This window comes from Pollutimonas bauzanensis (assembly GCF_900129885.1).
Lineage (GTDB): Bacteria > Pseudomonadota > Gammaproteobacteria > Burkholderiales > Burkholderiaceae_B > Pollutimonas > Pollutimonas bauzanensis.
This window is the reverse complement of the sequence record NZ_FQXE01000002.1, coordinates 1-22,853: the sequence shown is the minus strand read 5'-3', so window position 1 is coordinate 22,853 and position 22,853 is coordinate 1. Positions and strand designations below refer to the sequence as shown.

At 57.8% G+C, this 22,853-nt stretch carries 19 protein-coding genes and 3 pseudogenes; 16 read left to right on the top strand and 6 right to left on the bottom strand.

What is annotated here, in order from left to right; all coding sequences use genetic code 11:
- Positions 1 to 17 precede the first annotated feature (17 nt).
- The 5 genes from BUB23_RS03280 (at position 18) to BUB23_RS03260 (ending at position 7,247) form a co-directional block, all read left to right on the top strand.
- On the top strand, positions 18 to 1,520 hold the full coding sequence (locus tag BUB23_RS03280) for an ABC transporter substrate-binding protein (protein WP_073101684.1): 1,503 nt from the start codon (positions 18 to 20) through the stop codon (positions 1,518 to 1,520).
- A gap of 11 nt (positions 1,521 to 1,531) precedes the next feature.
- A complete protein-coding gene (locus BUB23_RS03275; protein ID WP_073101683.1) occupies positions 1,532 to 3,331 on the top strand; it encodes a gamma-glutamyltransferase family protein in 1,800 nt (599 codons plus the stop codon).
- Between the two features lie 148 nt (positions 3,332 to 3,479).
- Positions 3,480 to 5,483 (top strand): methyl-accepting chemotaxis protein, encoded by a 2,004-nt coding sequence (locus tag BUB23_RS27535; protein ID WP_073101682.1) that lies wholly within the window; start codon positions 3,480 to 3,482, stop codon positions 5,481 to 5,483.
- Positions 5,484 to 5,581: 98 nt separating this feature from the next.
- Positions 5,582 to 6,781: a phosphoglycerate dehydrogenase gene (gene serA / locus BUB23_RS03265; RefSeq protein ID WP_073101681.1), complete on the top strand. Its 1,200-nt coding sequence runs from the start codon at positions 5,582 to 5,584 to the stop codon at positions 6,779 to 6,781.
- 25 nt (positions 6,782 to 6,806) lie between these two features.
- Positions 6,807 to 7,247, top strand: coding sequence for a MarR family winged helix-turn-helix transcriptional regulator (locus BUB23_RS03260; RefSeq protein ID WP_073101680.1), 441 nt, complete (start codon positions 6,807 to 6,809; stop codon positions 7,245 to 7,247).
- 2 nt (positions 7,248 to 7,249) lie between these two features.
- Here BUB23_RS03260 and BUB23_RS03255 read toward each other — a convergent pair whose 3' ends face one another.
- The 4 genes from BUB23_RS03255 to BUB23_RS03240 all read right to left on the bottom strand — a co-directional run bounded on the left by BUB23_RS03255 (position 7,250) and on the right by BUB23_RS03240 (position 10,187).
- A complete protein-coding gene (locus BUB23_RS03255) occupies positions 7,250 to 7,705 on the bottom strand; it encodes an RrF2 family transcriptional regulator (protein WP_073102151.1) in 456 nt (151 codons plus the stop codon).
- Positions 7,706 to 7,727: 22 nt separating this feature from the next.
- The gene (locus BUB23_RS03250; protein WP_073101679.1) at positions 7,728 to 8,996 is read right to left on the bottom strand and encodes an NnrS family protein; all 1,269 of its coding nucleotides are present in this window, start codon (positions 8,994 to 8,996) and stop codon (positions 7,728 to 7,730) included.
- Entirely contained in the window at positions 8,989 to 9,393 is a 405-nt protein-coding gene (locus BUB23_RS03245; RefSeq protein ID WP_073101678.1) for a group III truncated hemoglobin, read from the bottom strand. The genes BUB23_RS03250 and BUB23_RS03245 overlap by 8 nt, the downstream gene beginning before the upstream one ends.
- Positions 9,394 to 9,593: 200 nt before the next feature.
- Complete coding sequence (locus BUB23_RS03240) at positions 9,594 to 10,187, bottom strand: GNAT family N-acetyltransferase (RefSeq protein WP_073101677.1); 594 nt, start codon at positions 10,185 to 10,187, stop codon at positions 9,594 to 9,596.
- Positions 10,188 to 10,294: 107 nt separating this feature from the next.
- Here BUB23_RS03240 and BUB23_RS03235 point away from each other — a divergent pair, with 107 nt between their 5' ends.
- Both BUB23_RS03235 and BUB23_RS03230 read left to right on the top strand, forming a co-directional pair.
- On the top strand, positions 10,295 to 10,636 hold the full coding sequence (locus BUB23_RS03235) for a protein tyrosine phosphatase family protein (RefSeq protein WP_073101676.1): 342 nt from the start codon (positions 10,295 to 10,297) through the stop codon (positions 10,634 to 10,636).
- Positions 10,637 to 10,725: 89 nt separating this feature from the next.
- Positions 10,726 to 11,193 (top strand): universal stress protein, encoded by a 468-nt coding sequence (locus BUB23_RS03230; protein WP_073101675.1) that lies wholly within the window; start codon positions 10,726 to 10,728, stop codon positions 11,191 to 11,193.
- A 152-nt stretch (positions 11,194 to 11,345) separates the two neighbouring features.
- On the opposite strand, the gene BUB23_RS27145 is transcribed toward BUB23_RS03230, so the two are convergent.
- Together BUB23_RS27145 and BUB23_RS03225 are read right to left on the bottom strand one after the other, a co-directional pair.
- The gene (locus BUB23_RS27145; RefSeq protein ID WP_218598861.1) at positions 11,346 to 11,465 is read right to left on the bottom strand and encodes an MFS transporter small subunit; all 120 of its coding nucleotides are present in this window, start codon (positions 11,463 to 11,465) and stop codon (positions 11,346 to 11,348) included.
- Between the two features lie 15 nt (positions 11,466 to 11,480).
- Positions 11,481 to 12,782, bottom strand: a pseudogene (locus tag BUB23_RS03225) (L-lactate MFS transporter); the annotation flags it as partial.
- 63 nt (positions 12,783 to 12,845) lie between these two features.
- On the opposite strand from BUB23_RS03225, the gene BUB23_RS27760 reads away from it, so the two are divergent.
- The 9 genes and pseudogenes from BUB23_RS27760 to BUB23_RS03190 all read left to right on the top strand — a co-directional run.
- Positions 12,846 to 13,652 (top strand): TnsA endonuclease N-terminal domain-containing protein, encoded by an 807-nt coding sequence (locus tag BUB23_RS27760; protein ID WP_073101673.1) that lies wholly within the window; start codon positions 12,846 to 12,848, stop codon positions 13,650 to 13,652.
- Entirely contained in the window at positions 13,633 to 15,849 is a 2,217-nt protein-coding gene (locus BUB23_RS03215; RefSeq protein WP_178372258.1) for a DDE-type integrase/transposase/recombinase, read from the top strand. Before BUB23_RS27760 ends, BUB23_RS03215 begins: the two co-directional genes overlap by 20 nt.
- Positions 15,846 to 17,273, top strand: a complete 1,428-nt coding sequence (locus BUB23_RS03210) for an ATP-binding protein (protein ID WP_073101671.1) — start codon at positions 15,846 to 15,848, stop codon at positions 17,271 to 17,273. Before BUB23_RS03215 ends, BUB23_RS03210 begins: the two co-directional genes overlap by 4 nt.
- A gap of 10 nt (positions 17,274 to 17,283) precedes the next feature.
- Positions 17,284 to 17,793, top strand: a pseudogene (locus tag BUB23_RS27755) (TniQ family protein); the annotation flags it as partial.
- 138 nt (positions 17,794 to 17,931) lie between these two features.
- Entirely contained in the window at positions 17,932 to 19,173 is a 1,242-nt protein-coding gene (locus BUB23_RS03205) for a TnsD family Tn7-like transposition protein (protein ID WP_245801146.1), read from the top strand.
- Positions 19,174 to 19,190: 17 nt separating this feature from the next.
- A pseudogene (locus BUB23_RS27750) lies at positions 19,191 to 19,688 on the top strand (TniQ family protein); the annotation flags it as partial.
- Between the two features lie 144 nt (positions 19,689 to 19,832).
- Entirely contained in the window at positions 19,833 to 20,993 is a 1,161-nt protein-coding gene (locus BUB23_RS27255) for a hypothetical protein (RefSeq protein WP_245801145.1), read from the top strand.
- 146 nt (positions 20,994 to 21,139) lie between these two features.
- Positions 21,140 to 22,495 carry a hypothetical protein gene (locus tag BUB23_RS03195; RefSeq protein ID WP_073101668.1) on the top strand — a complete coding sequence of 452 codons (1,356 nt, stop codon included), beginning with the start codon at positions 21,140 to 21,142 and terminating at the stop codon, positions 22,493 to 22,495.
- Positions 22,496 to 22,568: 73 nt separating this feature from the next.
- Positions 22,569 to 22,853: DNA adenine methylase (locus BUB23_RS03190; RefSeq protein ID WP_143160862.1), on the top strand; the 285-nt coding region annotated here is incomplete at its 3' end.

Below are 22,853 nucleotides of genomic sequence, written 5' to 3'. Positions count from 1 at the left end.
CATATTGGAGTTCCATCATGCATAAAACCGCAATCAAGCTCGCGACAGTGGCCGGCCTGCTGCTGTCCGCCACCGCGTTCAGCCAGACCACGCTGCGCATAGGGCTGCAGGACGACCCGGACCAGCTCGATCCGGCGCGCGCGCGAACCTTTGTCGGCCGCATCGTGTTCGCCTCCCTGTGCGACAAGCTGGTCGATATCGCGCCGAATCTCGAGTTCGTGCCGCAATTGGCGACTTCATGGTCCTGGCCGGACAACAAGACCCTGCAATTCACCTTGCGCGACAAGGCGGTGTATCACGACGGCACGCCCATCGACGCGGCGTCGGTCAAGGCCAACCTGGAGCGCGCCAAGAACCTGCCGGACAGCAACCGCAAAAGCGAACTCGCCACGCTGGCCAGCGTCGACGCGCCCGACGCCAGGACGGTGGTCCTGCATCTGACCGAGCCCGATGCCTCTTTGCTGTCGCAATTGTCGGACCGCGCCGGAATGATGCAGTCGCCCGCCAGCTTCGACAAGGACCCCGGCAAGAACCCGGTGTGTTCCGGGCCCTACCGCTACAAGGAAAGGGTGCAGAACGATCACATCACCCTGGAGAAATTCCCGCAATACTGGGATGCGCAAGACTATCATTTCGATACCGTGATCTTCAGCCCCGTGCCGGACGCCACCGTGCGCCTGAACAATATGCGCTCCGGCGGGCTGGATATCGCCGAGCGCCTTGCGCCCAGCGACGCGCAAACGATCAGGGACGATCCCAATCTGGTCTTCAGGCCGGTCACCGGCCTGGGCTTCCAGGCCCTCTCGGTCAATTTCGCCAATGGCCCGCGCGCCGACAATCCCTTCGCCAAGGATGCCCGCGTCAGGCAGGCCTTTGATCTTGCCATAGACCGGGACGCCCTCAACCAGGTGGTGGGCATGGGCCTGTATCAGCCCGCCTTCCAGCCCTTTCCCCCGGCCAGCTTCGCCTACGACAAGGGTGTCGAACGCCAGGGCCGCGATGTCGAAAAGGCCCGCGCCTTGTTGAAGCAGGCGGGTTTCGACCGGGTCAAGGTCGAGATCTCCTACGGCAACAACACGATCATGCAGCAGGGCTTCGAACTGATACAGGCCATGGGCAGCGAGGCCGGCTTCGACATCAGCCTGCGCCCCATGGAATTCGCGGCTTTGCAATCGACCATGGCGCGCGGGGATTTCGAGCTGGCGCAGGCCGGCTGGTCCGGGCGCGTCGACCCCAGCGGCAATGTGTTCCAGTATGTGTCGTGCAAAGGCAGCCTGAACGACGGCAAGTTCTGCGACGCGGCCATGGACAAGCAGCTCAACGACGCCCGCCAGGAACTGGACACCGCCAAACGCAAGGCGCTGTATGGGCAGTTCCTGGAACAGATGCGCAGCAAGCTGCCTATCTTCTATACCTACTACCTGCCATGGACGTTCGGCGTGCAGAAGCGGGTGCAAGGCTTCGTGCCTTATCCAGACGGGCTGGTGCGCTTGAAGGGCGTGACGCTGGCCCAACCATAGCGGGGTTTCCCATGTTCACCACTCGTCCAGAAATCGCCGGCACTTTCGGTGTCGTCACGTCAACGCACTGGCTTGCCTCTTCGGTCGGCATGGCCATGCTGGAGCGCGGCGGCAATGCCTTCGACGCCTGCGTGGCCAGCGCCTTCACCCTGCATGTGGTGGAGCCGCACCTGGTGGGCCCGGCCGGCGAGGTGCCGGGCATTTTCTATTCGGCGCGGACGAAACAGGTGGAGGTATTGTGCGGGCAGGGGCCCACCCCGGCCGGGGCGACGCTGGAACATTACCGCGCGCAGGGCCTGGCGCTCATCCCCGGCAACGGCTTGCTGGCCACCGTGGTTCCCGGCGCCTTCGATGCATGGATGATACTGTTGCGCGACCACGGCACCAAGTCGCTGCGCGAGGTGCTGGAGCCGGCCATCCATTATGCGCTGCGCGGCCATCCCATGATGCCGCGCGTGTCCAACACCATAGCCAGCCTGAAGGATTTCTTTGAAACGCACTGGCCCACGTCCGCGGCCGTGTATGTGCCCAAGGGCGCCGTGCCGCAAGCTGGCCGGCTCTTTTGCAATCCGGCGCTGGCGGGCACCTGGACCCGCCTGCTGGCGGAGGCCGAAGCGGTGGGCGGCGACCGCGTCCGCCAGATTGAGAAGGCCAGGCAAGTGTTCTACCGGGGTTTCGTGGCCCAGGCCATAGACCGGTACGCGGCGGGCAACGAGATCATGGATGAAAGCGGCGCGCCGCACCGGGGCGTCATCACGGGCGACGACATGGCGCGCTGGTCGGCCAGCTACGAAGCGCCCCTGCAGTATCAGTACCAGAACATGACGGTCGCCAAGGCGGGCCCGTGGAGCCAGGGGCCCGTCTTCCTGCAGACCCTGGCCCTGCTCAAGCATACCGGCATCGCGGACCTGCAGGCGCAGGACCCGCTCTTCATACATCTGCTGATCGAGGCGATGAAACTCGCCTTTGCCGACAGGGAAGCCTATTACGGCGATCCCGAGTTCGTCGATGTTCCCATGTCCGCGCTCTTGTCCGACGACTATAGCCGGGAGCGCAGCCGGCTTATCGGCGAGCGGGCGTCCAATGAATTGCGTCCGGGCGTCATTCCCGGCTACGAAGCGCAGGTGGAGCGCGTCAACGCCACGCTGCAACGCTTGTCCCAGCCGAATACCGAAGGCGCCATCGTTTCGGCCATGGACCGGGCGAATCCCATCCTGTCGGCCAAAAGAGGCGACACCACGCATATCGACGCCATCGATCGCTGGGGCAATATGATTACGGTCACGCCTTCGGGAGGATGGCTGCAGTCCTCGCCCGTCATCCCCGAGCTGGGCTTCGGCCTGAATACGCGGGCGCAGATGTTCTGGCTGGAAGAGGGGCTGCCGGGCACGCTGGCGCCCAACAAGCGGCCGCGCACGACGCTCAGCCCGACCTTCGTCTTCAAGGACGGGGCGCCTTACATGGTCTTGGGGACGCCCGGGGGCGATCAGCAGGAGCAATGGCAGCTTGCCCTGTTCCTGCGGCACCTGCACCATGGCATGAACTTGCAGCAGGCCATCGATACCCCCCTGTTCCATACGCAGCATTTTCCCAGTTCCTTTTATCCGCGCGGCCGCAAGCCGGGCAATATCACCATAGAAACCTCGGTCGGCCAGCGGGTGCTAGACGCCTTGCGGCAGCGCGGCCACCAGGTGGAAGAGGCGCCCGAGTGGAGCATAGGCCGGTTGACCGCGGCATCGCGCGACCCCGACGGCCTGCTGCATGCCGCGGCCTCGCCGCGCCTGATGCAGGCCTACGCGGTGGGGCGATAAGCCCGCGAATTGATAAAGATCAATGAGCGGCGTAATCGCCTGGCGGTTACGCCGGCAGTAGGGAGCCGGCGAGCTTACAATTTCCTTCTATTCCTCCTCGCGTCGAGACAAGCGCTTTCCGGAATGTCATAAGAAAAGGATTGAAAGCATGCAAGCCCTCATGGCCAATTTGAGAATGTGGCAGAAGTTCGCCCTCATTGGCGTCCTGGCTCTGGGGATGCTGGCTATCCCCACGGTGCTGGTTGTCAAGGCGCACCTGGACTCAGTGAGCGCGGCGCGCGCCGAAGCCGCCGGGATCGCGCCCTCCGGCGCGGTGCTCAAGCTCATCCAGCTCACGCAGCAGCATCGCGGGATGTCGGCGGGCTTCCTGGCGGGCGACAGCGCCCTGGGCGCCGCCCGGCAAAGCAAGCAGGGCGAGCTCGACCAGGCGCTTGCGGCGACGGCGGCCGCGGTGTCGGCCAGCCTGGGCGATACCGCGCCGCTGGCCAGCGTCGAAAAAATCAAGCGTGACTGGCAGGCGCTGGCTCGCGCCGTGGGCGGCAAGTCCATCAGCGGGCCTGAAAGCTTCGCGCGGCATACGGCGCTGGTGGGGCAGCAGTTGGGCCTGCTGGAAAGCATCGTCGATATCTCCGGGCTGGCGCTGGATCCCGATGCCGGCAGCCACCACATGATCAGCGCCGTGCTCGGCGACCTGCCGCAACTGACGGAAAACCTCGGCCAGGCCCGGGCGCTGGGCTCGGCGCTTCTGGTCAAGGGCAGCGCCACGCCGGCCGACAGGGTGCGCATCAATGTGCTGGGCAGCGTGGCCCAATATGCTTTCCAGAACTCGCACAGCGCATTGGGCAAGGCCGCCGCGGCCGATCCCGGCCTGAAAGAAACCATAGCCCGGCCATTGGCCGCGGCGCGGACGGCGGCCGAACAGGGCCTGAGGCTGCCGGACGAGAAAATCGTGCAGGCGCAGCAGCTGGATTTCCCGGCGCAGGAATACTTCGCAGTGATGAGCAAGGCGATAGACGCGCAGTTCGAGCTCATCGGGGTCGCCTTCGGCGCCCTCGACCAGGCGCTTGTCGAACGGGTGCATGACAGGCAGCAGACGCTATGGCTGGTGACCGGGCTGATCGCCGCGTTCGCCGCGCTGGCGCTCTGGATCGCCATGCTCGTCACGCGCACCATCGTCGGCTCGATGAACCGTTCCCTGAAAATCGCCCAGACCGTGGCCCGCGGCGACCTGACCTCCATCATCGAAGCGCAGGGCAGCGACGAGACCGGGCAGCTGCTGCAGGCGCTGGGCGCCATGAACAGCAGTCTGGCGGGCATCGTCGCCCAGGTGCGCCACGGCACCGACAGCATTGCCATCGCCTCCAGCCAGATAGCCGCGGGCAACACCGACTTGTCGGCGCGCACGGAAGCGCAGGCCAGCTCGCTGGAACAGACCGCCGCCTCGATGGAACAGCTTACCAGCACGGTAACGCAGAATGCCGACAATGCCAGGCTGGCCAATCAGCTGGCCTTGTCCGCGTCCGACGTGGCGGTCAAGGGCGGCGCGGTCGTCCAGCAGGTCATGGACACCATGGCCTCCATCAACGTGTCCTCGCGCAAGGTCGTCGACATCATCGGCATTATCGACGGCATCGCCTTCCAGACCAACATCCTGGCCTTGAACGCGGCGGTCGAGGCGGCTCGCGCGGGCGAACAGGGGCGCGGCTTTGCCGTGGTCGCCTCGGAAGTCCGCAGCCTTGCCCAGCGCTCGGCGGCCTCGGCCAAGGAAATCAAGGATCTCATCGGCGAGTCCGTGGGCCAGGTGGGGGCGGGTAGCGAGCTGGCGGGCGTGGCGGGCCGGACCATGGAAGAGATCGTGGGCAGCATCAAGCGGGTGACCGACATCATGGGCGAAATCACCATGGCCAGCCACGAACAGTCCTCCGGCATCGAGCAGATCAATCAGGCCGTCGCGCAGATGGATCAAGTCACGCAGCAGAATGCCGCCCTGGTCCAGGAGGCTGCCGCCGCGGCGCACTCGCTGCAGGACCAGGCCGACCACCTGGTCGCGGCGGTCAGCGTATTCAAGATCGCCGACGAGCCGGCCCAGCCGGCGCCAGCGCCCGCGCGCGGCGAGCCCCGGCTGCTGGCGCTGCGGGAATCATTTCAATAGCGCTGGGGGTGTTGTCCCTGCTGCGCAAGGGGCTGAGCATGTGTTTACCGCCAAGATGCGTCACAATGGTGCTTTGCCGTTTGCCGGAGCCTTGATTCATGACCCGTATAGTCCTTTTTGAAAACATACATCCCAGCGCCAAAGAAGTGTTCGCCGCCGCCGGTTTCGACGATGTCGTCGCGCACGCCTCGTCGCTGCCCCCGGACGCGCTGCGCGAAGCCTTGCGCGGCGCCAATCTCGTGGGCATTCGCTCGCGCACCCACCTTGACGCGGCCTTGCTGTCGGACGCGCCCGACCTGCGGGCGATCGGCTGCTTCTGCATCGGGACCAACCAGGTCGACCTGGACACGGCCATGCTGCACGGCGTGCCGGTGTTCAACGCGCCTTTCTCCAATACGCGCTCGGTCGCCGAGATGGTGCTGGGCGAAGCCATTTTGCTGTTGCGCCGCATCCCCGAGAAAAACGACCGCGTGCACCACGGCCACTGGGACAAGACCGCCGACGGCGCATTCGAAGCGCGCGGCAAGACGCTGGGCATCATCGGTTACGGCAATATCGGCTCGCAGGTCGGCACGCTGGCCGAAGCCGCCGGCATGCGGGTCATCTTCCACGACGTCGAAGCCAAGCTGCCGCTGGGCAACGCGCGGGCCAGCACGGCGCTCAAGAAGCTGCTTGCGCAGTCCGATGTGGTCACTCTGCATGTCCCCGGCGGCAAGGCCACCCGGAACATCATGGACGCCTCCACCATCGCCGCCATGAAGCCGGGCGCCATACTCATCAACGCCTCGCGCGGGACGGTGGTCGACATAGACGCCTTGCACGACGCCCTGGAGTCCGGGCACCTGTCCGGCGCGGCGATAGACGTCTTCCCGACCGAACCGAAAAGCGCCAACGAACCCCTGGACAGCCCGCTGATCGGCATGCGCAATGTGATTCTTACGCCGCATATCGGCGGCAGCACGCAGGAATCCCAGGAAAATATCGGCCGCGAAGTCGCCGAGAAGCTGCTGCGCTTCGTGTTGAGCGGGACCACCAAGGGCGCTGTCAACTTTCCCGAAATCCCCTACCAGGAAATCGCCGGCACGGCGCGCATCCTGCATGTGCACCGCAACCTGCCGGGCGCCATGGGCACGCTGAGCAACCTGATGGCCGAGCATGGGCTGAATATCGTCAGCCAGCAATTGCAGACGCGCGGCCCGATCGGCTATGTCATTTCCGATGTCGAAGGCAAGGTTGACGACACGGTGGTTTCGGTCTTGCGCGCGCACCCGATAACGGTGCGCTGCGACCTCGTGTAGACACTGAACATGCCGGCCCGGGCCTATGACGTCCTATAACAATCCTTCGAAAAGCCTGGACGGCACGCCCACAGCCGGCGATTATCAGGCGCTGGCCACGTTCCGCCTGGCCTTGCGGCGCTTCATGGTGTTCAGCGAATCGGCCGCCATCGAGGCCGGCCTCAGGCCGCAGCAGCACCAGGCCTTGCTGATCATCAAGGCCTTGAGCATATTGTCGCCGCCCAGCGTGGGCGAGGTGGCCGAGCATCTGCTGCTGCGCCACCACAGCGCGGTCGAGCTCATCAACCGGCTGGTCCGCATGGACCTACTGCTGCGTTTCCGGGACCCCGAAGACCGCCGGCGGGTGCGCGTGGCGCTGACCCCGCTGGGCGAGGAAAAACTGGCTGTCCTGGCCACAGCCCACCTCGAGGAACTGCGCGCCGTGCGCCCCTTGCTGATCAAGCTGTTGCGCCACTTCGACAGCTGAATTCAGTTCATGTTCACCAGCTTGACGGCATGTTCCGCCGGGGCCGCGCCGCAATTGGCCGGCTCGGGCAGGATGTCGGCCAGGGTGTAGCCGTCCAGGTGCTGCAGAAACTGCTGCAGCGCGCCCTCGATGATGCCCGTCAGGCCGCAGCGGCCGCTCAAGGTGCAGTTGTTGCCGCTCACGAAACATTCGACGATCGCGAGATCGTTTTCGGTATCGCGCACCACCGCGCCCAGGCAGATGTCTTCGGGGCGGCGGCCCAGGCGCATGCCGCCATTCTTGCCGCGCAGGGTTACGATCCAGCCCTGCTGCGCCAGCCTGTGGGTGATTTTCATGAGATGCGGCTCGGAGATCTGGTAGGCCTGGGCGATTTCGGAAATGGTGCACAAGCGGTCGGGATGCCTGCCGACATACATCAGCAAGCGCATCGCGTAGTCGGTCATGGTGGTCAAGCGCATGCGGTGCCCCATCCCAAGGTTTTCATGACGCTTTGCCCTTCAAGGCCATGTTGACCGCCTTGCCCGCGGCCGGCGCCGCCGCAGCGGGCGGCGGGGTATAGCGCGGGCGTATCAGCATGGGCACGAAGCGCCACAGGTACAGGCCCATGGCGAGTATCCAGCACGACGCGGCCGCCTGCAGCAGCCAGCCGCTGGCGGCCGAAGGCCACAGCGCCGCCAGGCGCAGCGCGACCGCGGCCATCATCAGGAAGTAGCTGGCCAACATGCTGCGGTCCAGCGCCAGCGGGCGCCCGAGATGCCCCAGGGCGGTGCGCGTCAGCATGCCGATGATGAGCAGGCCAAAGCCGCCCATGCCTATGATATGCACGTGCACGGCCGAACGCGCCAGCGCGCCGGCGCCCAGGCCGCTGGCGTGGAAGGCGGCGAACAGCAGCCCCGCGCCGAGGGCGACATAGCCCAGGTACAGTATCCAGAGCATGGGTTTGTGCATGACGGCCAGGGGCTTCCAGCTGGCGACTTGCCACAGGCTGATGACTCCCGCGACGGCGAGCGCGGCGGCCATGTACTGCGCCAGGCCGGCGATGCCCAGGGCAATGGCCAGCACGCTTATCGCCAGCTGCGCCTGGCCGCTGCGCGCTTGCATGGGGAGTTCGAGCCCCGGCACCATGCGCATGGAAAAGAAGGGGATGACGCGCCGGGCGATCAGCAAGGCAATGACCGCCATGCAGATCATGCCGAGGTCGAAGCGCTGCATGAGCAGGATGTAGTCGCCCTTGAGCGCCGCCTGCAGGTAAAGGACGTCGGCGATGCCCAGTCCCAGCACCAGCCATGGAATCCCGTAATTGCGGCGGCTTTTGCCTTTGATCATGACGCGCATCAGGCAGGCCGCGCTGATGGCGAAAAAGGCCAGTTCGGCGATGCCGGCCACCCAGAATCCCGCCCCGCCGCCAAACAGGAAACCCAGGCGGGCGATGACCCACAGCAGGCTGACCATCCCCAGCGGCGCGCCCTTCAAGGGATTGAACCCCGTCCAGGTGGCGCTGGCGGTCAGCAGGAAGGCCACCGCAATGGTGGCGATGAAGCCCCACAGCATTTCGTGGGCGTGCCAGGCAACGGCCGACAGCGGCTGGCCGATGAACTGCGGCGCGAAAATCCACAGTGCGATGGATATCAGCGCCCAGCCCGCCCCGGCGATATACAGGGGGCGGAAGCCCAGGCCGAGGAATGCGGCCATGTTGGGCCGGTTGGCGCAGGCCGTGTCGCGTTCTTCGATTTGCAGGAGGTCAGCCATGCGCCAGCTCCGAGGGAATGCGGTTGGGTTGATTGTTGATTTGATAGCCGTACCATAAGCTGCGCGCGATGCGCTCGGCGTATTCTTCGGCGCGCGCGGCCAGCATGCGGTTGGGAAGGGTTTCGGTGGTTTCGTGGAACAGGGCCAGCCATTGCCTGAACATGCCGGCGGCCAGGTCCGGCAGGGCAATGTGCTTGGGCATGGGCGCGCCGCTGTAGGACCCCGTGCCCAGCAGCAGGGAGGACCAGAACCGGACCATGATGCCCAGGTGCCGGTCCCAGTCGTCGATATGGGTGTCGAACACGGGGCCCAGGGTGGCGTCCGCCCGCACCCGGTCATAGAAGCCGTATACCAGGGCGCTTATTTCTTCTTCGGTACAGAGTTCGGATCGGTCCATGTGGCGGGGTTCCTGCGGGACGGGGTGAAAGGGCGGGGTTGTTGAAGTATTGAATACATAAGATTCATCTAATAGTGATCTTATGAAAAAACAGGCCCGCCGTCAATTGGCGCAGGCGTCCGCGCCGAAACATCGAGAACGGCGCACGTCAAGGGAACAAGCACAGCAGCAATAGCCCCAGCGCCGATGCCGATGCCAGCCTAGCGGTCCGGAGGTGTTCCGCTGCCCGGCCCCAGCGCGCGCTGCATGAACACTACATCTATCCATTGATTGAACTTGAAGCCGGTGGCAAGTTGAGTGCCCGCATGCGTGAATCCCATGCTGCGGTGCAAGCCTATCGAGCTCAGGTTATTGTTGCCGGCAATGACGGCTATCATCTGCCGCCACGGCCCTTGCTCGCAACGTTCGATAAGCGCCGACAGCAAAGCCTTGCCCAGGCCCTTGCCCGCCTGGCCTTCGGCCAGGTATATGGAATCCTCTATCGTATAGCGGTAGGCCACCCGCGGCCGGTACTGCGCGGCATAGCAGTATCCCGCTACCTCATTGTCGAGCACCGCGACCAGGTAAGGCATGCCCGATGCCACCACATGGGTCCGCCGCGCCAGCATATCGTCGACGGTCGGAGGCACTTCTTCGAAAGTTGCCGTACCATGCAGGACGTGGTGCGCGTAGATGCGCTGCACGTCCGCCATGTCCTCGGGCGCAGCATCACGAATGATCAAGGCCGTGTGCGGCGAGGCGCCGGTGATCGGAGCCGATCGGCCCGGTACTTGCGCTATGTTCGCGCTGGTCATACTATTTTCCTCGATAGAAACGTTAGAGGCGGCCTGAACCAGCCCCGCGCAAGGCGCGGGTCGTGTGCGGGCCATCCCTTGGCTAGTATAAACACCAGGAGTCATCCATGTCTGTTCCCATCAATGCGCTTACCGATACTTTCGCGGTCGCTCCGCAATTGTCGCCCGACGATATGCAGGCCGTGGCCGATGCCGGCTTCAAAAGCGTGATCATCAACCGTCCCGACCTCGAAGGCGGCCCCGATCAGCCGTCCTCGGCCGACGTTATCGCGGCGGCCCGCGCCGCCGGGCTGGCGGTCGAATATCAGCCCGTAGTCAGCGGCGCCATGACGCCGGAAGACGTAGCCCGTTTTGCCGTATTGCTCAAAGAGCTTCCTGCGCCCATCCTGGCTTATTGCCGTACCGGCACCCGCTGCTCGCATCTCTTCAAGGCGGCTACGGCTCTTTGATTTACATCAACTCCAAGCGTATATACCCGCTATTTTTTCCAGACACTTGCGGTTAAGCTTGGCATATCCGATAACAAAGGGGCAACACCATGTTCAAGAAAATTCTGATTCCCACCGACGGGTCGGCATTGTCGGCACAGGCCGCTAATAAAGGTGTGTGCTTTGCCCGCGAAGTAGGCGCCGAAATCGTCGCGCTTTATGTGACCCAGCCTTTTGCGGCGACGGTGGGTTTCGACGGCATGGCCGCCGCCTATGCCATTACGGACGAGGATTACGATAAAACGGCGCAGGAGCAGGCGCAGAAGTACTTGAAGGCGGTGCTCGACCGCGCCGAAACGGCTGGCGTCAAGGCCACCGGCAAGGCGGTTTCGAATTTCAACGTGGCCGACGGCCTGGTGCAGGCCGCCGAGGACGAAGGCTGCGACCTGATTTTCATCGGCAGCCATGGGCGCAGCGGCTTGTCGCGCCTGCTGCTGGGCAGCGTTACCGTCAAAGTGCTGGGCCTGGCCAAGACGGCGGTACTGGTGTACCGCGTCAAGGAAGGCGACAAGCCCTGAACCGGCCGGCTCGCCGCAAGGCCCAAATTTGCGTTGGGGCGGCCAGGCGGCAAAAAACAACCCACCATTGAGGTGGGTTGTTTTTTTGCCGCCAGCAGCATGCGGGCCGCGAGGTGAACAGCGCCGCCGCGTAGCGGCGGACCGGATTGCGCCTATTTGAACAAGGCGCTTGCCTTGACCAGCGTTTCCCAGATGCCTGCGGCCAGCGGCACGCCGACATACAGCCAGAAAACAATGAGAAGAAGGGGCGAGGTCGTGCTGCGTTGTTCCATGAAGAGTCTCCTTGATTATTTGCCGGCCATGGCGGGGGTCAGTGCGGGCTGGTCGCCGCTCATGTGGTGATGCGTCGCCACCGGGCGCACGAGCAGATTGCAGACGAAACCCACGATCAGCAATGTGGCCATGAGATACATCGTGCTGGTGTAGGCCTGGGCGGGGGGCACGCCGTGATCGACCTGGTATTGGCGTATGTAATTGACCAGAACCGGGCCGAACACGCCCGCGGCGGCCCAGGCGGTCAGCAGGCGGCCGTGTATTCCGCCCACATAGCGTGTGCCGAACAGGTCCGCCAGGTAGGCCGGCACCGTGGAGAACCCGCCGCCGTACATGGAAATGATGATCGCGTAGAACAGCACGAACAGGGCCACGTTGCCCGCCGAACCCATGCCGGGCACCAGGAAGTAAAGAATCGCGCCAAGCACGAAGAACAGGTAATAGGTGTTCTTGCGGCCGATATAGTCGGACACCGAGGACCAGAAGAAGCGCCCCAGCATATTGGCCAGCGACAGCACGCCCACGAAGCCGGCCGCGGCGGCCGGAGTGATGGCGCCCTTGAAGCTTTCCTGGATCATCACCGACGCCTGGCCCAGCACGCCGATGCCGGCCGTGACGTTAAGGCAAAGCGCCCACCACAGCAGCCAGAACTGCGGGGTCTTGATGGCCTGGTCGATGTGCACGTGGTTGCGCGTGATCATGGCGTTCTGGGTCACCGGAGGGGTCCATCCGGCGGGTTTCCAGCCGGCCGCCGGAATGCGTATGGCGCAGGCGCCTATCATCATCGAGATGAAATACAGCACGCCCATGACGACAAAGGTCTGCGCCACGCCTACCGATGTCGGGGTCTGGAAGTGCTTCATGAGCGCCACCGACATCGGCGAGGCGATGAAGGCGCCGCCGCCAAAGCCCATGATGGCCATGCCGGTCGCCATTCCGCGCTTGTCGGGGAACCACTTGATCAGCGTGGATACCGGCGATACATACCCTATGCCCAGGCCTATGCCGCCTAGCACCCCGTATCCGAGGTATACCAGCCATATCTGGTGCAAGGCTATCCCGGCGGACGCCACCAGGAAGCCGCCGCCGAAGCAGCACGCCGCCACGAACATGGCTTTGCGCGGCCCGACTTCTTCCAGCCACTTGCCGGCGAAAGCGGCCGACAGGCCGAGGAACACGATGGCCAGGCTGAAAATCCAGCCCAGCGTGGGAAGATCCCAGTCGCCCGCGGCGGGCTGCGTAATGCCCAGCAGCTTGGTCATGGGATTGTTGAAAACCGAGAACGCGTAGGCCTGCCCTATGCATAGGTGCACGGCCTTTAACTCCCTAATATTGCGGATATTTATTGCAATTAATATGGAGTTTTGCCATTATGTGCCATGGAATGGGATACAGACGTCTCTCTTTACATGCCGCACTTTCGGAATAGGCTCCGCCGTGGTCAAGGGCTGGGAGTACATGCCGCGTACAAGCCATGGCTTAGAGTCCGGGATGTCCCCTCTCGTGGGACCTCCAGCATAGTTAGAGGAATTCGAACGTCCCGATCTGTCCATTTACTTTCAAAGATCGAAACCACCTACTTCTTTCTGCTAGAACGTAGACGCACTACCCAGGACTGTCGCGAGCAATTCCCAATCCTCGAGATAACGCGCACGCTCGAGTTATGTGAAGAATTAGGTGTCCGCCATCCTCATAAGGGCTTTTATCCCGAGCCGTTCACCATCGATTTCATGGTTACCGAACTTATAGACGGAAAACCTTATTTTCGTGCCGCAAGCATCAAAACCCCAAATGATGCAACCAATCCTTCTGTACTGAACCGCTTGGCCGTCGAGCATCGTTGGTGTGCCGAACACAATATTCCTTGGACGCTCGTAGACACATCCGCATTCGACGATACATTGCTTAAAAACCTCAGGTTCATGCGGGCCTGGTTTCTACATCGACATATACCCGACTATCCTCAAGCGATACGGTTTGCGGCATGCTTCCTCGATATCTACCGACGGAACACCCTACTAGATGAAATCGTCCACGATGTATGCCAACGATTACACCTACCAATTAATTCGGGACACGACACTTTCCGTTTCTGTGCATGGAGCGGACTCATACCCATTTCCTTAAGCCATGGGTTGGCTCTTAATTTGCCATTGGTGCTTCGCAATGTCCAAAATACCCATTGAGTTCGAAAAGGTAGGAAACATAACGCCCACAGAAGGCCTGGTACTGCGCGTGGGGAATCAGCAACCCAAATATTTAAGAGTCACGCATGTGTTTACCAGCTGCATATATGGAATATGGGTGACTACACCCCAACAAGCGCGGAGCGCTCGTCGGCCAAAACGAATCTCTTCAAACGAAGTTACCCATCTTATTGAAAATAACGGTGGCCAATGGGGGAAACTACGCCTGCCGTACCAATTCATAGGAATTGGCAAATTTCGTAAAAATGACCACACCGAAGCGATCGAAGCGGCCTGGAATCTCATCGAACCGTTGGTCTATGCGTTTAAAAATGAAGAAAATCTTTCGTCGGCTCATTTCACTTCGCTTATACGCAATCGCTCCGAAACGTTGGGAGTCAATTTCTTAACCCTTTATCGACTTGTGCTGCGCTATTACTATTTCGGCGGAACAAGACTTGCCTTAATTTCATTGCCGCCTGGGGCTAAGCCTGCAGCACGCGCCTACTCACTAGGCGAGAAAAACGAATCCCCGTCAACTCAGCCAAGTATGCGTCGAGGGCGGCAACCGGCACTGGCATCAGAACTCGGACGCAACAATTTCATTATTGATGACGACGATATATCTGACATGCTCGCCTGCCTTAAAGGAAGCCTACGGAAGGGGCCGGCGTTTTTCACGGAGGTTCATCAAGAATATCTTTCTACTTATTTTCGACGTAGGCATCCGGACACTTTCAGTCAGTATATTGATAACAGATACCCGGAACCCATAACGCTGCGTCAGTTTCGATACTACGTAAATGAAAATCTGCAGCTCACTGACGATCTGGCACGAAACCTTCGAAAGTATGAACGTAATCCCGGACGAACGGGTTCTGTTAGGGCTGCCGGCCCAGGTGAGGTTTATGAAATCGATGCAACGGGCGGGCGGATATTCTTAGTAACCGATGAAGAAAATCCCGTCACTGTCGGTAAGCCAATTATTTACCTGATCATTGATCGCTGGAGCCGTTTCGTTGTGTCCGTGTATTTGTCCCTGCGTCCACCATCATGGAGTGAAGTTCAGTACGCCTTACTTATCGCGTTTACATCACGCACAAAGCGCTTTGCCTCAATGGGAGTGGATATCGACGACGAGCGCTGGCCTATCGGGAGATTCCCTTCCACACTTTGCCCTGATCGTGGATCGGACTTCATGAGTCGATCCATGGAAAAAGTTGTCACCGACGATTTACGGATTGAGCTTACGCCACTGCCTCCGCTATGCCCAGATGGGAAAGCGATTGTCGAACGCACGATTCGGGAAATAAAGCGCCGTATGTTTATGTCGAAGCTAAAAGGCACATACGCCGATAGGCCGCTCGACCCACCTACCAAAAGAGAAGCCAAAAAAGCACAAGCTACCGCTGTCAATTCCCTTGCCGATGCATATAGAGCTGTTATCGAAATTATTGACGACCACAATAACCGTCCACATTCGGCGCTACGCAGAAGGCGCACTCTAGCTCGGGCAGGCGTGCCACCAACCCCAAAAGAAGCGTACCTATGGGGACTCAAAAATATTACGGGATTACGCACTCCGCCTTTAGCAGACGGTGACTATCGGCGATTACTGCTCGGAATAGATGATGCGAGCATCGCTAAAGGCGTTATTCGCTATTGTAGTCGGCTCTATTATCCTGTTAATGAGCCTGCCCAAGAGCTGGCGTTTAGATCAGCCGCTCGTCCAAAGCGTGTAGAAGTGCGAATCGACCGGACAGACCCCTCTGAACTGTTCATCGAAACCTCGGCGCCAGAATGGGCTCATTTCTCGCTAGGCGTTGGCGGGGCAGGAGAATTGATGTCGCTCACTCTAGATGAAGAAGCTGCCTTAGCCGACCAAACAGCGCTTGCCTTTGCAAGAGCTGACCACGAAAGCAAAATACAGCGTATTCGGAAAAAGGTCGCCGACGTGGCAAAGACTCCCAAAAAGAACCTCAACGCAATGCCCACGGTAAATCGCGATAAGCTCAGCCAAATTGATCTTTCCCTGGCGAGACAACACGAAACAACCAAAATGAAAGAGGCTCTGTCCGGTAAATCAGCGGCAAGAGATCATGTACCAGCAACATCTGAACCAACGTGGGAAGCGCTTGAAGAACAGGAGCGACTGCAAAACTTGGAAATTATCCGCAAAAACAGGGGTAGAGAGTGACCGATATCATGGCGGCACATTATCAAGAGACAGGCGTTCGTTCTTTTAAAGGCAATCCCTTCATCGAAGCACTGCCTGTGCTCGAAGAACGAAAAGAACAATTCTTAACAGAGCTAAGTCATTATCCTCCCAGGCCGACCGCTAAAGACAGGCAAGCCGGTGACGTGAGCCGCATCATGGAACTATCCATTTTGAACGACATCGTCCATCCCTTCCCTGAGTTCCAAAAGGCCGGGTTAGCGTTGGCGACTATTATTCGCCAGAGCTATATTGGCCGTAACCCGCTTACTGTTATCGATCGACAACGACGCCATGCCATGGCATCCCATCAAGGCGGTACGGGCAGTGGCGTGCCATTCCCTAGAGACTGGAATTCATCCGCAAGGGGCCATCTCATCATGGGCATTAGCGGCATGGGAAAAACGACCTTTGCAACGACTTTTCTAATGCGCTATCCGCAGGTCATTGCACATACCTGCTATCAAGGCACAAGCCTTGTATGCCACCAAGTCGTCTTCGTTGTTCTTCGCGTTCCTCACGATGCCACTCTGCGAAGCTTATGTGTGCAGTTTTTCGAAGAAATCGATAAGGCCCTCGGCACGAACTACGTTAGGCAAGCCAGATCTGTGCATCAAATAGCCCCCATGGTGGCGCTGATGAATCACGTAGCGACAGCTGTCTCGCTAGGATTTCTCGTGATCGATGAGGTACAGAATCTGCGCTATGCCCGAGGGAGCAATGCAGAATTTATGCTGAATCTATTCAGTGAAGTCATTGAGCGATTAGGAATCAGCCTACTTTTGCTAGCCACGCCAGCAGTACAACCGGTTCTTGAGGGTAGCGTGCGCAATTTACGTAAACTGTCGTCTAGTGGAGAAACGATCTTCAAACCCATGTCGCAAAATGATCCTCAATGGGACGAGTTTTGCGAAGTCTACTGGGACTACAGCTTAACAAGAAACAAATGCAGGCTATCAGACAGCATCAAGAAAGCCTGGCATACATCTTCGGCCGGCAACACCGCGTTTGCATCACTGGCGTTTATGCTCGCGCAAAGAAATGAGATCGGAGGACGCGAGATTATTGACGAACAATCTTTTGAACGAGTATCAGCGACTGATATGGCATTTCTGCAACCGGCCATCCGAGCGCTAGCCAGTCGCGACCCTAAAAGATTACGCGTTTTTGATGATCTGCTTTTTAGTGCCAAGTATCGTGATCTAAGAAAACAACTTGGTGCGAACGAACATACAGCCAACAATCCAGTTAATCGAATCGACGAATTTGAAGATTGCCATGCCGAAACCATCCGTCCCGAACGAAAAAGCACGTCAAGTAAAGCCAGGACACCAAAAAATAAGATTCATTCAAAACATGCCCCGGATATCAAATTGCCCATGGAAGATCCACTGGCATTAGACTAAGGCGCTCTCCATGCGAACGGCCCATGTCTTGACAACGAGATCGGACGCCCCGCTGTGCTTCATCCCTGAATTGCTTCCAGATGAATGCCTGTATTCTTTCTTACAGCGTATTTGGTCATTAAACGCGTTTACGTTACCCCGCCAATTTATGCTTCTCCTATTTGGGTGCGACAGCCACATACCTGTGCTTGATTTACCAACAGGACTGGATGCATTACAACGCACTCTGGGAGAGCGATCCCCATTTAAATCAGCCGACGATCTCATTGATCGTGCAACGTTATATCCCTATCACAGGCCATTTCTTTCGGTTTCCCGAGACACGCGACTAGTTCATCTATTTCGTGGCACAGGTGGACAGGGAGTAAAGACACTGCTGGGGCGCGTAGCCAATGGCTTCGGTGCGCAAGTCATAGCCCGCTACTGCGTGCTTTGCAACACGAGCACGGCCAAACAGTATGGATGCACGTATTGGCAACGAAGTCATCAACTCCCTGGCGTTGTGTACTGTACGGTACATGGCATTCAACTCGAAGTGTTCTCTGGGCTTAGCTGTTTGTCACATCGCCAGCAACTGCAACAGTCCCCATGGTCCTCCACTTTTGAACCGACCTACATAGCCCGCGAATCACACAACTACCAACTAGCCTTAATGTCAGTGGCATTGCTTAAAGCAAACCTCTATATCAGCGACGTAAGCGCCCTCAACCTCGTCTACATTTCTAAAATTCTAAGTCTAGGCTTTAAGAAGGCTCACGGAAAAATTGATTTTCCTGCACTGACTGACGCACTCCGAGAATATTACAACCAGTTTCAAGGGTTCGAGCATCGCGAAAGACTGCTTTCCAGCTCGAACCACCCCCTGTTTTGGCTCTATTCAACGTTAAGACGGCCCGAGCGATCATCCCATCCCATCTGCCATCTCCTTCTGATTCGGTTTTTGTTCGGTTCTATTGAAAAATTCCTTGGTACCTTCAATCCGTCGAAGAACAACATGGCCGACAGGTGGCGAACCCAAGAAAACGATACCTTGCCGCGGCGAACTATCGTTGTCCCGCGCCATCCTCGTCGCGATACCACATTCTCGAATCAAACGGAATTTGGCCAAGCCACATCCGAACGATTGGAGTCCACTAGCTCAGCGGTGGCGGCAAGCCGACAAACCATCGAAATGACCAACCCGGGCCACTGCCATAGGGTTCCCGAAGTGATCCGCTTGGCCATCGTTACAGACTTGTGCGCCGGATTAGCAATAGCGGAAATCTCGAAAAAGCACAGTGTATCTATAAGCGTAGCCTATCGTATTCGCGCTCACACGCCAGGCCTCAAGCAGCTACACGCGGACCACAAAATCGAATCAGAAAGGATAACGCATCGACAGCACTGGTTAGCCTTGTGCAAAAAACTTCCCGCAAAAGGAGTAACTATGATTCGCGCCACAGCGCCAGGCGCATATGCATGGCTTCGGCGCAATGACCAGCAATGGCTTAAAGATGTTTGCTCTACATTACCCCGTGCCCTCACTAGTCCCAGAAACAGCAAAGTGGATTGGGCTAAACGTGATCAAAGCCTTGCCGAACAGGCTCAACAATTTGTGAGGAACGAAAGAACTCGAATCAATCGCTCTCGGATCAGTGCAACGCTCATTCTGCGGCATCTGAACCGTGAAGCAATGGTAAGAGCAAACCGTGAACGACTTCCCACACTTAACAATACTCTTATCGAATTGTCGGAATCAATTGAACAGTTTCAAAAGTTTCGCATTGATCTCGCGATTGATAAGTTGAGGCGCCTTGGTCTCCTGCGATCACGTTGGCGGATCCAACGACTGGCTGGACTAAAGAATTGGACGCCTAGTCTTAGCGCTTACGCAATATCGCGCGGAATAGATATGTCATAACCCTAATCACTTTTGCCATGCCACTACTTCCCTTTCGCCTGCAACCTTATCCCGATGAGCTTCTGTGTTCGTGGCTTGCCCGACTTGCCCACCATAATGGTAGTGGAGCATGGCGTCCTTTCTTAGAAGCAACTATCCACAATCGCCGCATGCAACATCCCATGCTAGGCATGGTCAGCTATAGCGATGAACTCGAAAACCTGCTGAACGCACTTGGTACGAATTACTTTACGGCCATGATGGAGTTGACAACGCTTCCATACTGGCTTGCGTTCGACTCACCTGAAAATCTGGACAATAAGTCCATGGCTAGCAATCCTACACGCCAGATAAGAATCCAACGGAAGAAACCTACAACACACGGCATCCATCAAACTGGATCCAAACATACGGCAGGCCTTGCAGATACGGCGCGTCTATGCCCTGCATGTTTGGACGATGACTGCCGCCGGTATGGTGAACCCTACTGGCACAGGATCCACCAACTTCCCAATGTATTCGTTTGCGCCTCTCATGGATGCATTCTGCTAAGTGCATGTCCCGAATGTAATCAGACAATCGTGCCTTTATCCTCCCGATTGCTAGACCTTCCTAAACTGCAGTGTTCTTGCGGCTACTCTTTAGGCCGATCACAGATCCAACCGCCGACCATACCCGCTATGTATAAGCAGCTCGTAGACGTTAGCGTCGCTGCTTTAAACAATGAATGTCGGAAATGGTCGTATGCCGATATTCGTCATTATTTCGAACTGAAAATGAACGAGAGAAATGGGCTCAACAGCTACAAAAAGATTCTCTGCAGTGCCTTTGAATTAGAGCAACCTCCACTGGGCCAACCGTTACGATTATATATAAATGACCGCTCGGTCGTTACTTTTCGACCTTATTTTTCCGTAGCACGGTCCTCTGATTTTTGCGCCCTCATGGTTGCGCTTAATCTGGACTTCAAGCAAATATCAAGGGAATTAGCCGATCGGACCTTCCCCGGTCCGGAGCACAGCACACCACGCCCCAAGATGGTAAGGCAGACGTTAACCCGCGAGGTCGCCAGACAAAGAATGCGCCAATTCATGAGTGAACACCGAGGCTGTTCACCGTCTAACAGCAAAGTGCTTTATTGGTTCCTAAAACTATTCGATGAACAGTGGCTAAGTAAAAACTTTGTAGTGACTACAACCATCAATCCTACCGTCGGCCAAGACAGAAAAAACTTGATAGAAGTATTCATGCAACAGCAGTTTTCTCGAGATAAAATCAGAGAAAGACTAATGAATTCGCCGGCGGGCGTGCGAGCTTCATTGCGTGATGAGGTGTGGCTAAAAAATAAGCTGCACGAGCTGGATGTGCGGAAGAAAGAACATAGAACCGCACGACGCATTCAAAACGTCGCCTCACGTGTCATAGTGCTTCATGCGGTGCTGCAGCAAATTCTTGCTGCGCAAGACTGGCCCGTGCGAATCAATGGTGCAGTTTTGGGCCAGAAGGCCGGGCTAAGCAGTAGCCAAGCACAGGGTGCCATTAGACGTGACCCTGGGCTTCGGCGTGCAGTTGAAGCGGCTAACGAAAGCAAAACTGAACGCCAAATAATTTGGGCGGCACGGCAGTTTCAAGGCGAAGGGCACTCGATAAGCCTCAAGCAAATTCTTCGCCGAGCTCGACTGCCTACTCTGCTCCAAAATTTTGATATGGCACGAAAGGCTAGGGATGGCCTGTCAATGACACAGCATCGGGATCTGGCTCCGCCGCGCCCAGAATACTGCTCTCTGACCGGGAATACCGATGCGGCGAAGTGCGCCATGCATCCAATCGAACTTCGCTAGCTACCTTTTCCCTTTCGCTATGATGCAGGAATAATTGCCATAGAGGTTGGCGTGCAAATGGACATTAATTGCCAAATTTTACAATTCATCGCTAAACGTATACATTGGTCCCGGTTCAATATCGTAATTACCCGGGAGGATGAATAATGGCAAGCGTTACCGTGCTCGTAAGCAAGCTCGATTTTGACTTGGAAAATCCTCGGTATATTGCGCAAAAAAGTCAGCGGGAAGCGTTTGAGCGGATATTGCTTGATAATCCGACAAAAACCATAGCATTAGCCGAACATATAGTAAATAACGGCCAAAATCCTATAGATCTTATTGCCGTCATCGCAACCGAAAATAACCGGTACATCGTTCTCGAGGGAAATCGTCGAGCGGCGGTATTGAAAGCGTTAAACAAACCTGTATTGCTCGACGCAATACCTCTGGGTACAGGGGTCCCTGCCTTCTGCAAGAAGATGAAGCTATTAGCGAAACGCGCAGATAAATCGACGATCAATAAAGTGGGGGCTGTCCAGTTTGATTCGCGCGAAGATGCAGACATTTGGATACCACTAAAGCATACTGGCGAGAACGAAGGCGCCGGCACGGTACCGTGGGACGGTACGCAACGGGCGAGGTTCCGTAAGGGTGACGCAGGCCTGAACTTGCTCGACTTCGGAAAAGCCAACGACTGGTTTACAGAAGAGGATTTGACCGACCGTGCGGCATTTCCTATCTCCACGCTTAATCGTCTTCTTGGCGATCCTGCAATCAGGAAGGCGCTCGGCCTAGAACTTTCAGCGGGCAAGCTACAGTCTACAGTGGCGATTAGCGACTTGGAAAAGGGGATCAAACAAGTAGTCTCTGACCTTGCCACAGGAACATGGAATGTTTCTATGCTTAAGTCGAAACAGGACAGAAAAAAATACCTTGATCAGTTCCCTGCCGCCTCACTTCCGAGTTTGCCTGACGAGGAGACCCTTTGGCCCCTAGACCCCGATCTGGCGCCCGCGCCAGAATCCAAACCGGCTGCGACAGAACCCAAAGTGCGATCCAGGAACGACAAGCGATCCACACTCATTCCTAAGAGCTTCGTAGTTACTACGAGCTCGGAAAGTCCGCGGTTGAACAAAATCTATCGTGAGCTAAAGCGACTTTCCGTCGAGGACTATGAAAACGCAGTTGCAGTGCTCCTGCGCACTTTCATCGAACTTAGCCTAGATGATTTCATCGCACGTGACAACGTCACCATTGTCAAGGCAAGGCACCAAGCGACGCTCGCAGAAAAGGTACGAAGTACCGCCAAACACCTTAAAGATCAGGGAAAATTCGATAAAAATCAAGAGGGCATCGTTAACAAGTTAGCGAGCACGGAGCCCGACGACCAGGCACAGCCGACGAGCATTACTACTTTGCATTCGTTCGTTCACAGTCGGTACGCCTCTCCCCTTGGCTCTGAACTGAAGACAATCTGGGACAACATTTCACCATTTATGTTGCACATTGCCCACGTCTAAATTAGATGGCCCAACCAGCTGGCCAAACTCGTTCGAAATTGCTAAAGTGGGTCGAACTTAATGCGGAGGCCCGTTGTCTAGCTATCACTCACCCTTGCGCTATCCCGGGGGGAAAACCAAACTCACCGAGTATGTAAAGGCATTATTTCGCCATAATGACCTTATGGACGGACATTACGTTGAACCGTATGCTGGCGGTGCATCGATTGCCTTGGAACTGGTCATTCAAGAGTTTGCTTCCCATGTTCATATTAACGATATAGATCCCTCAGTGTGGGCGTTTTGGCACTCAGTCCTGAATGACTCTGAGAATCTGTGCAGGCTCATCTCCAAAGTAACTGTTGATATGCAGACATGG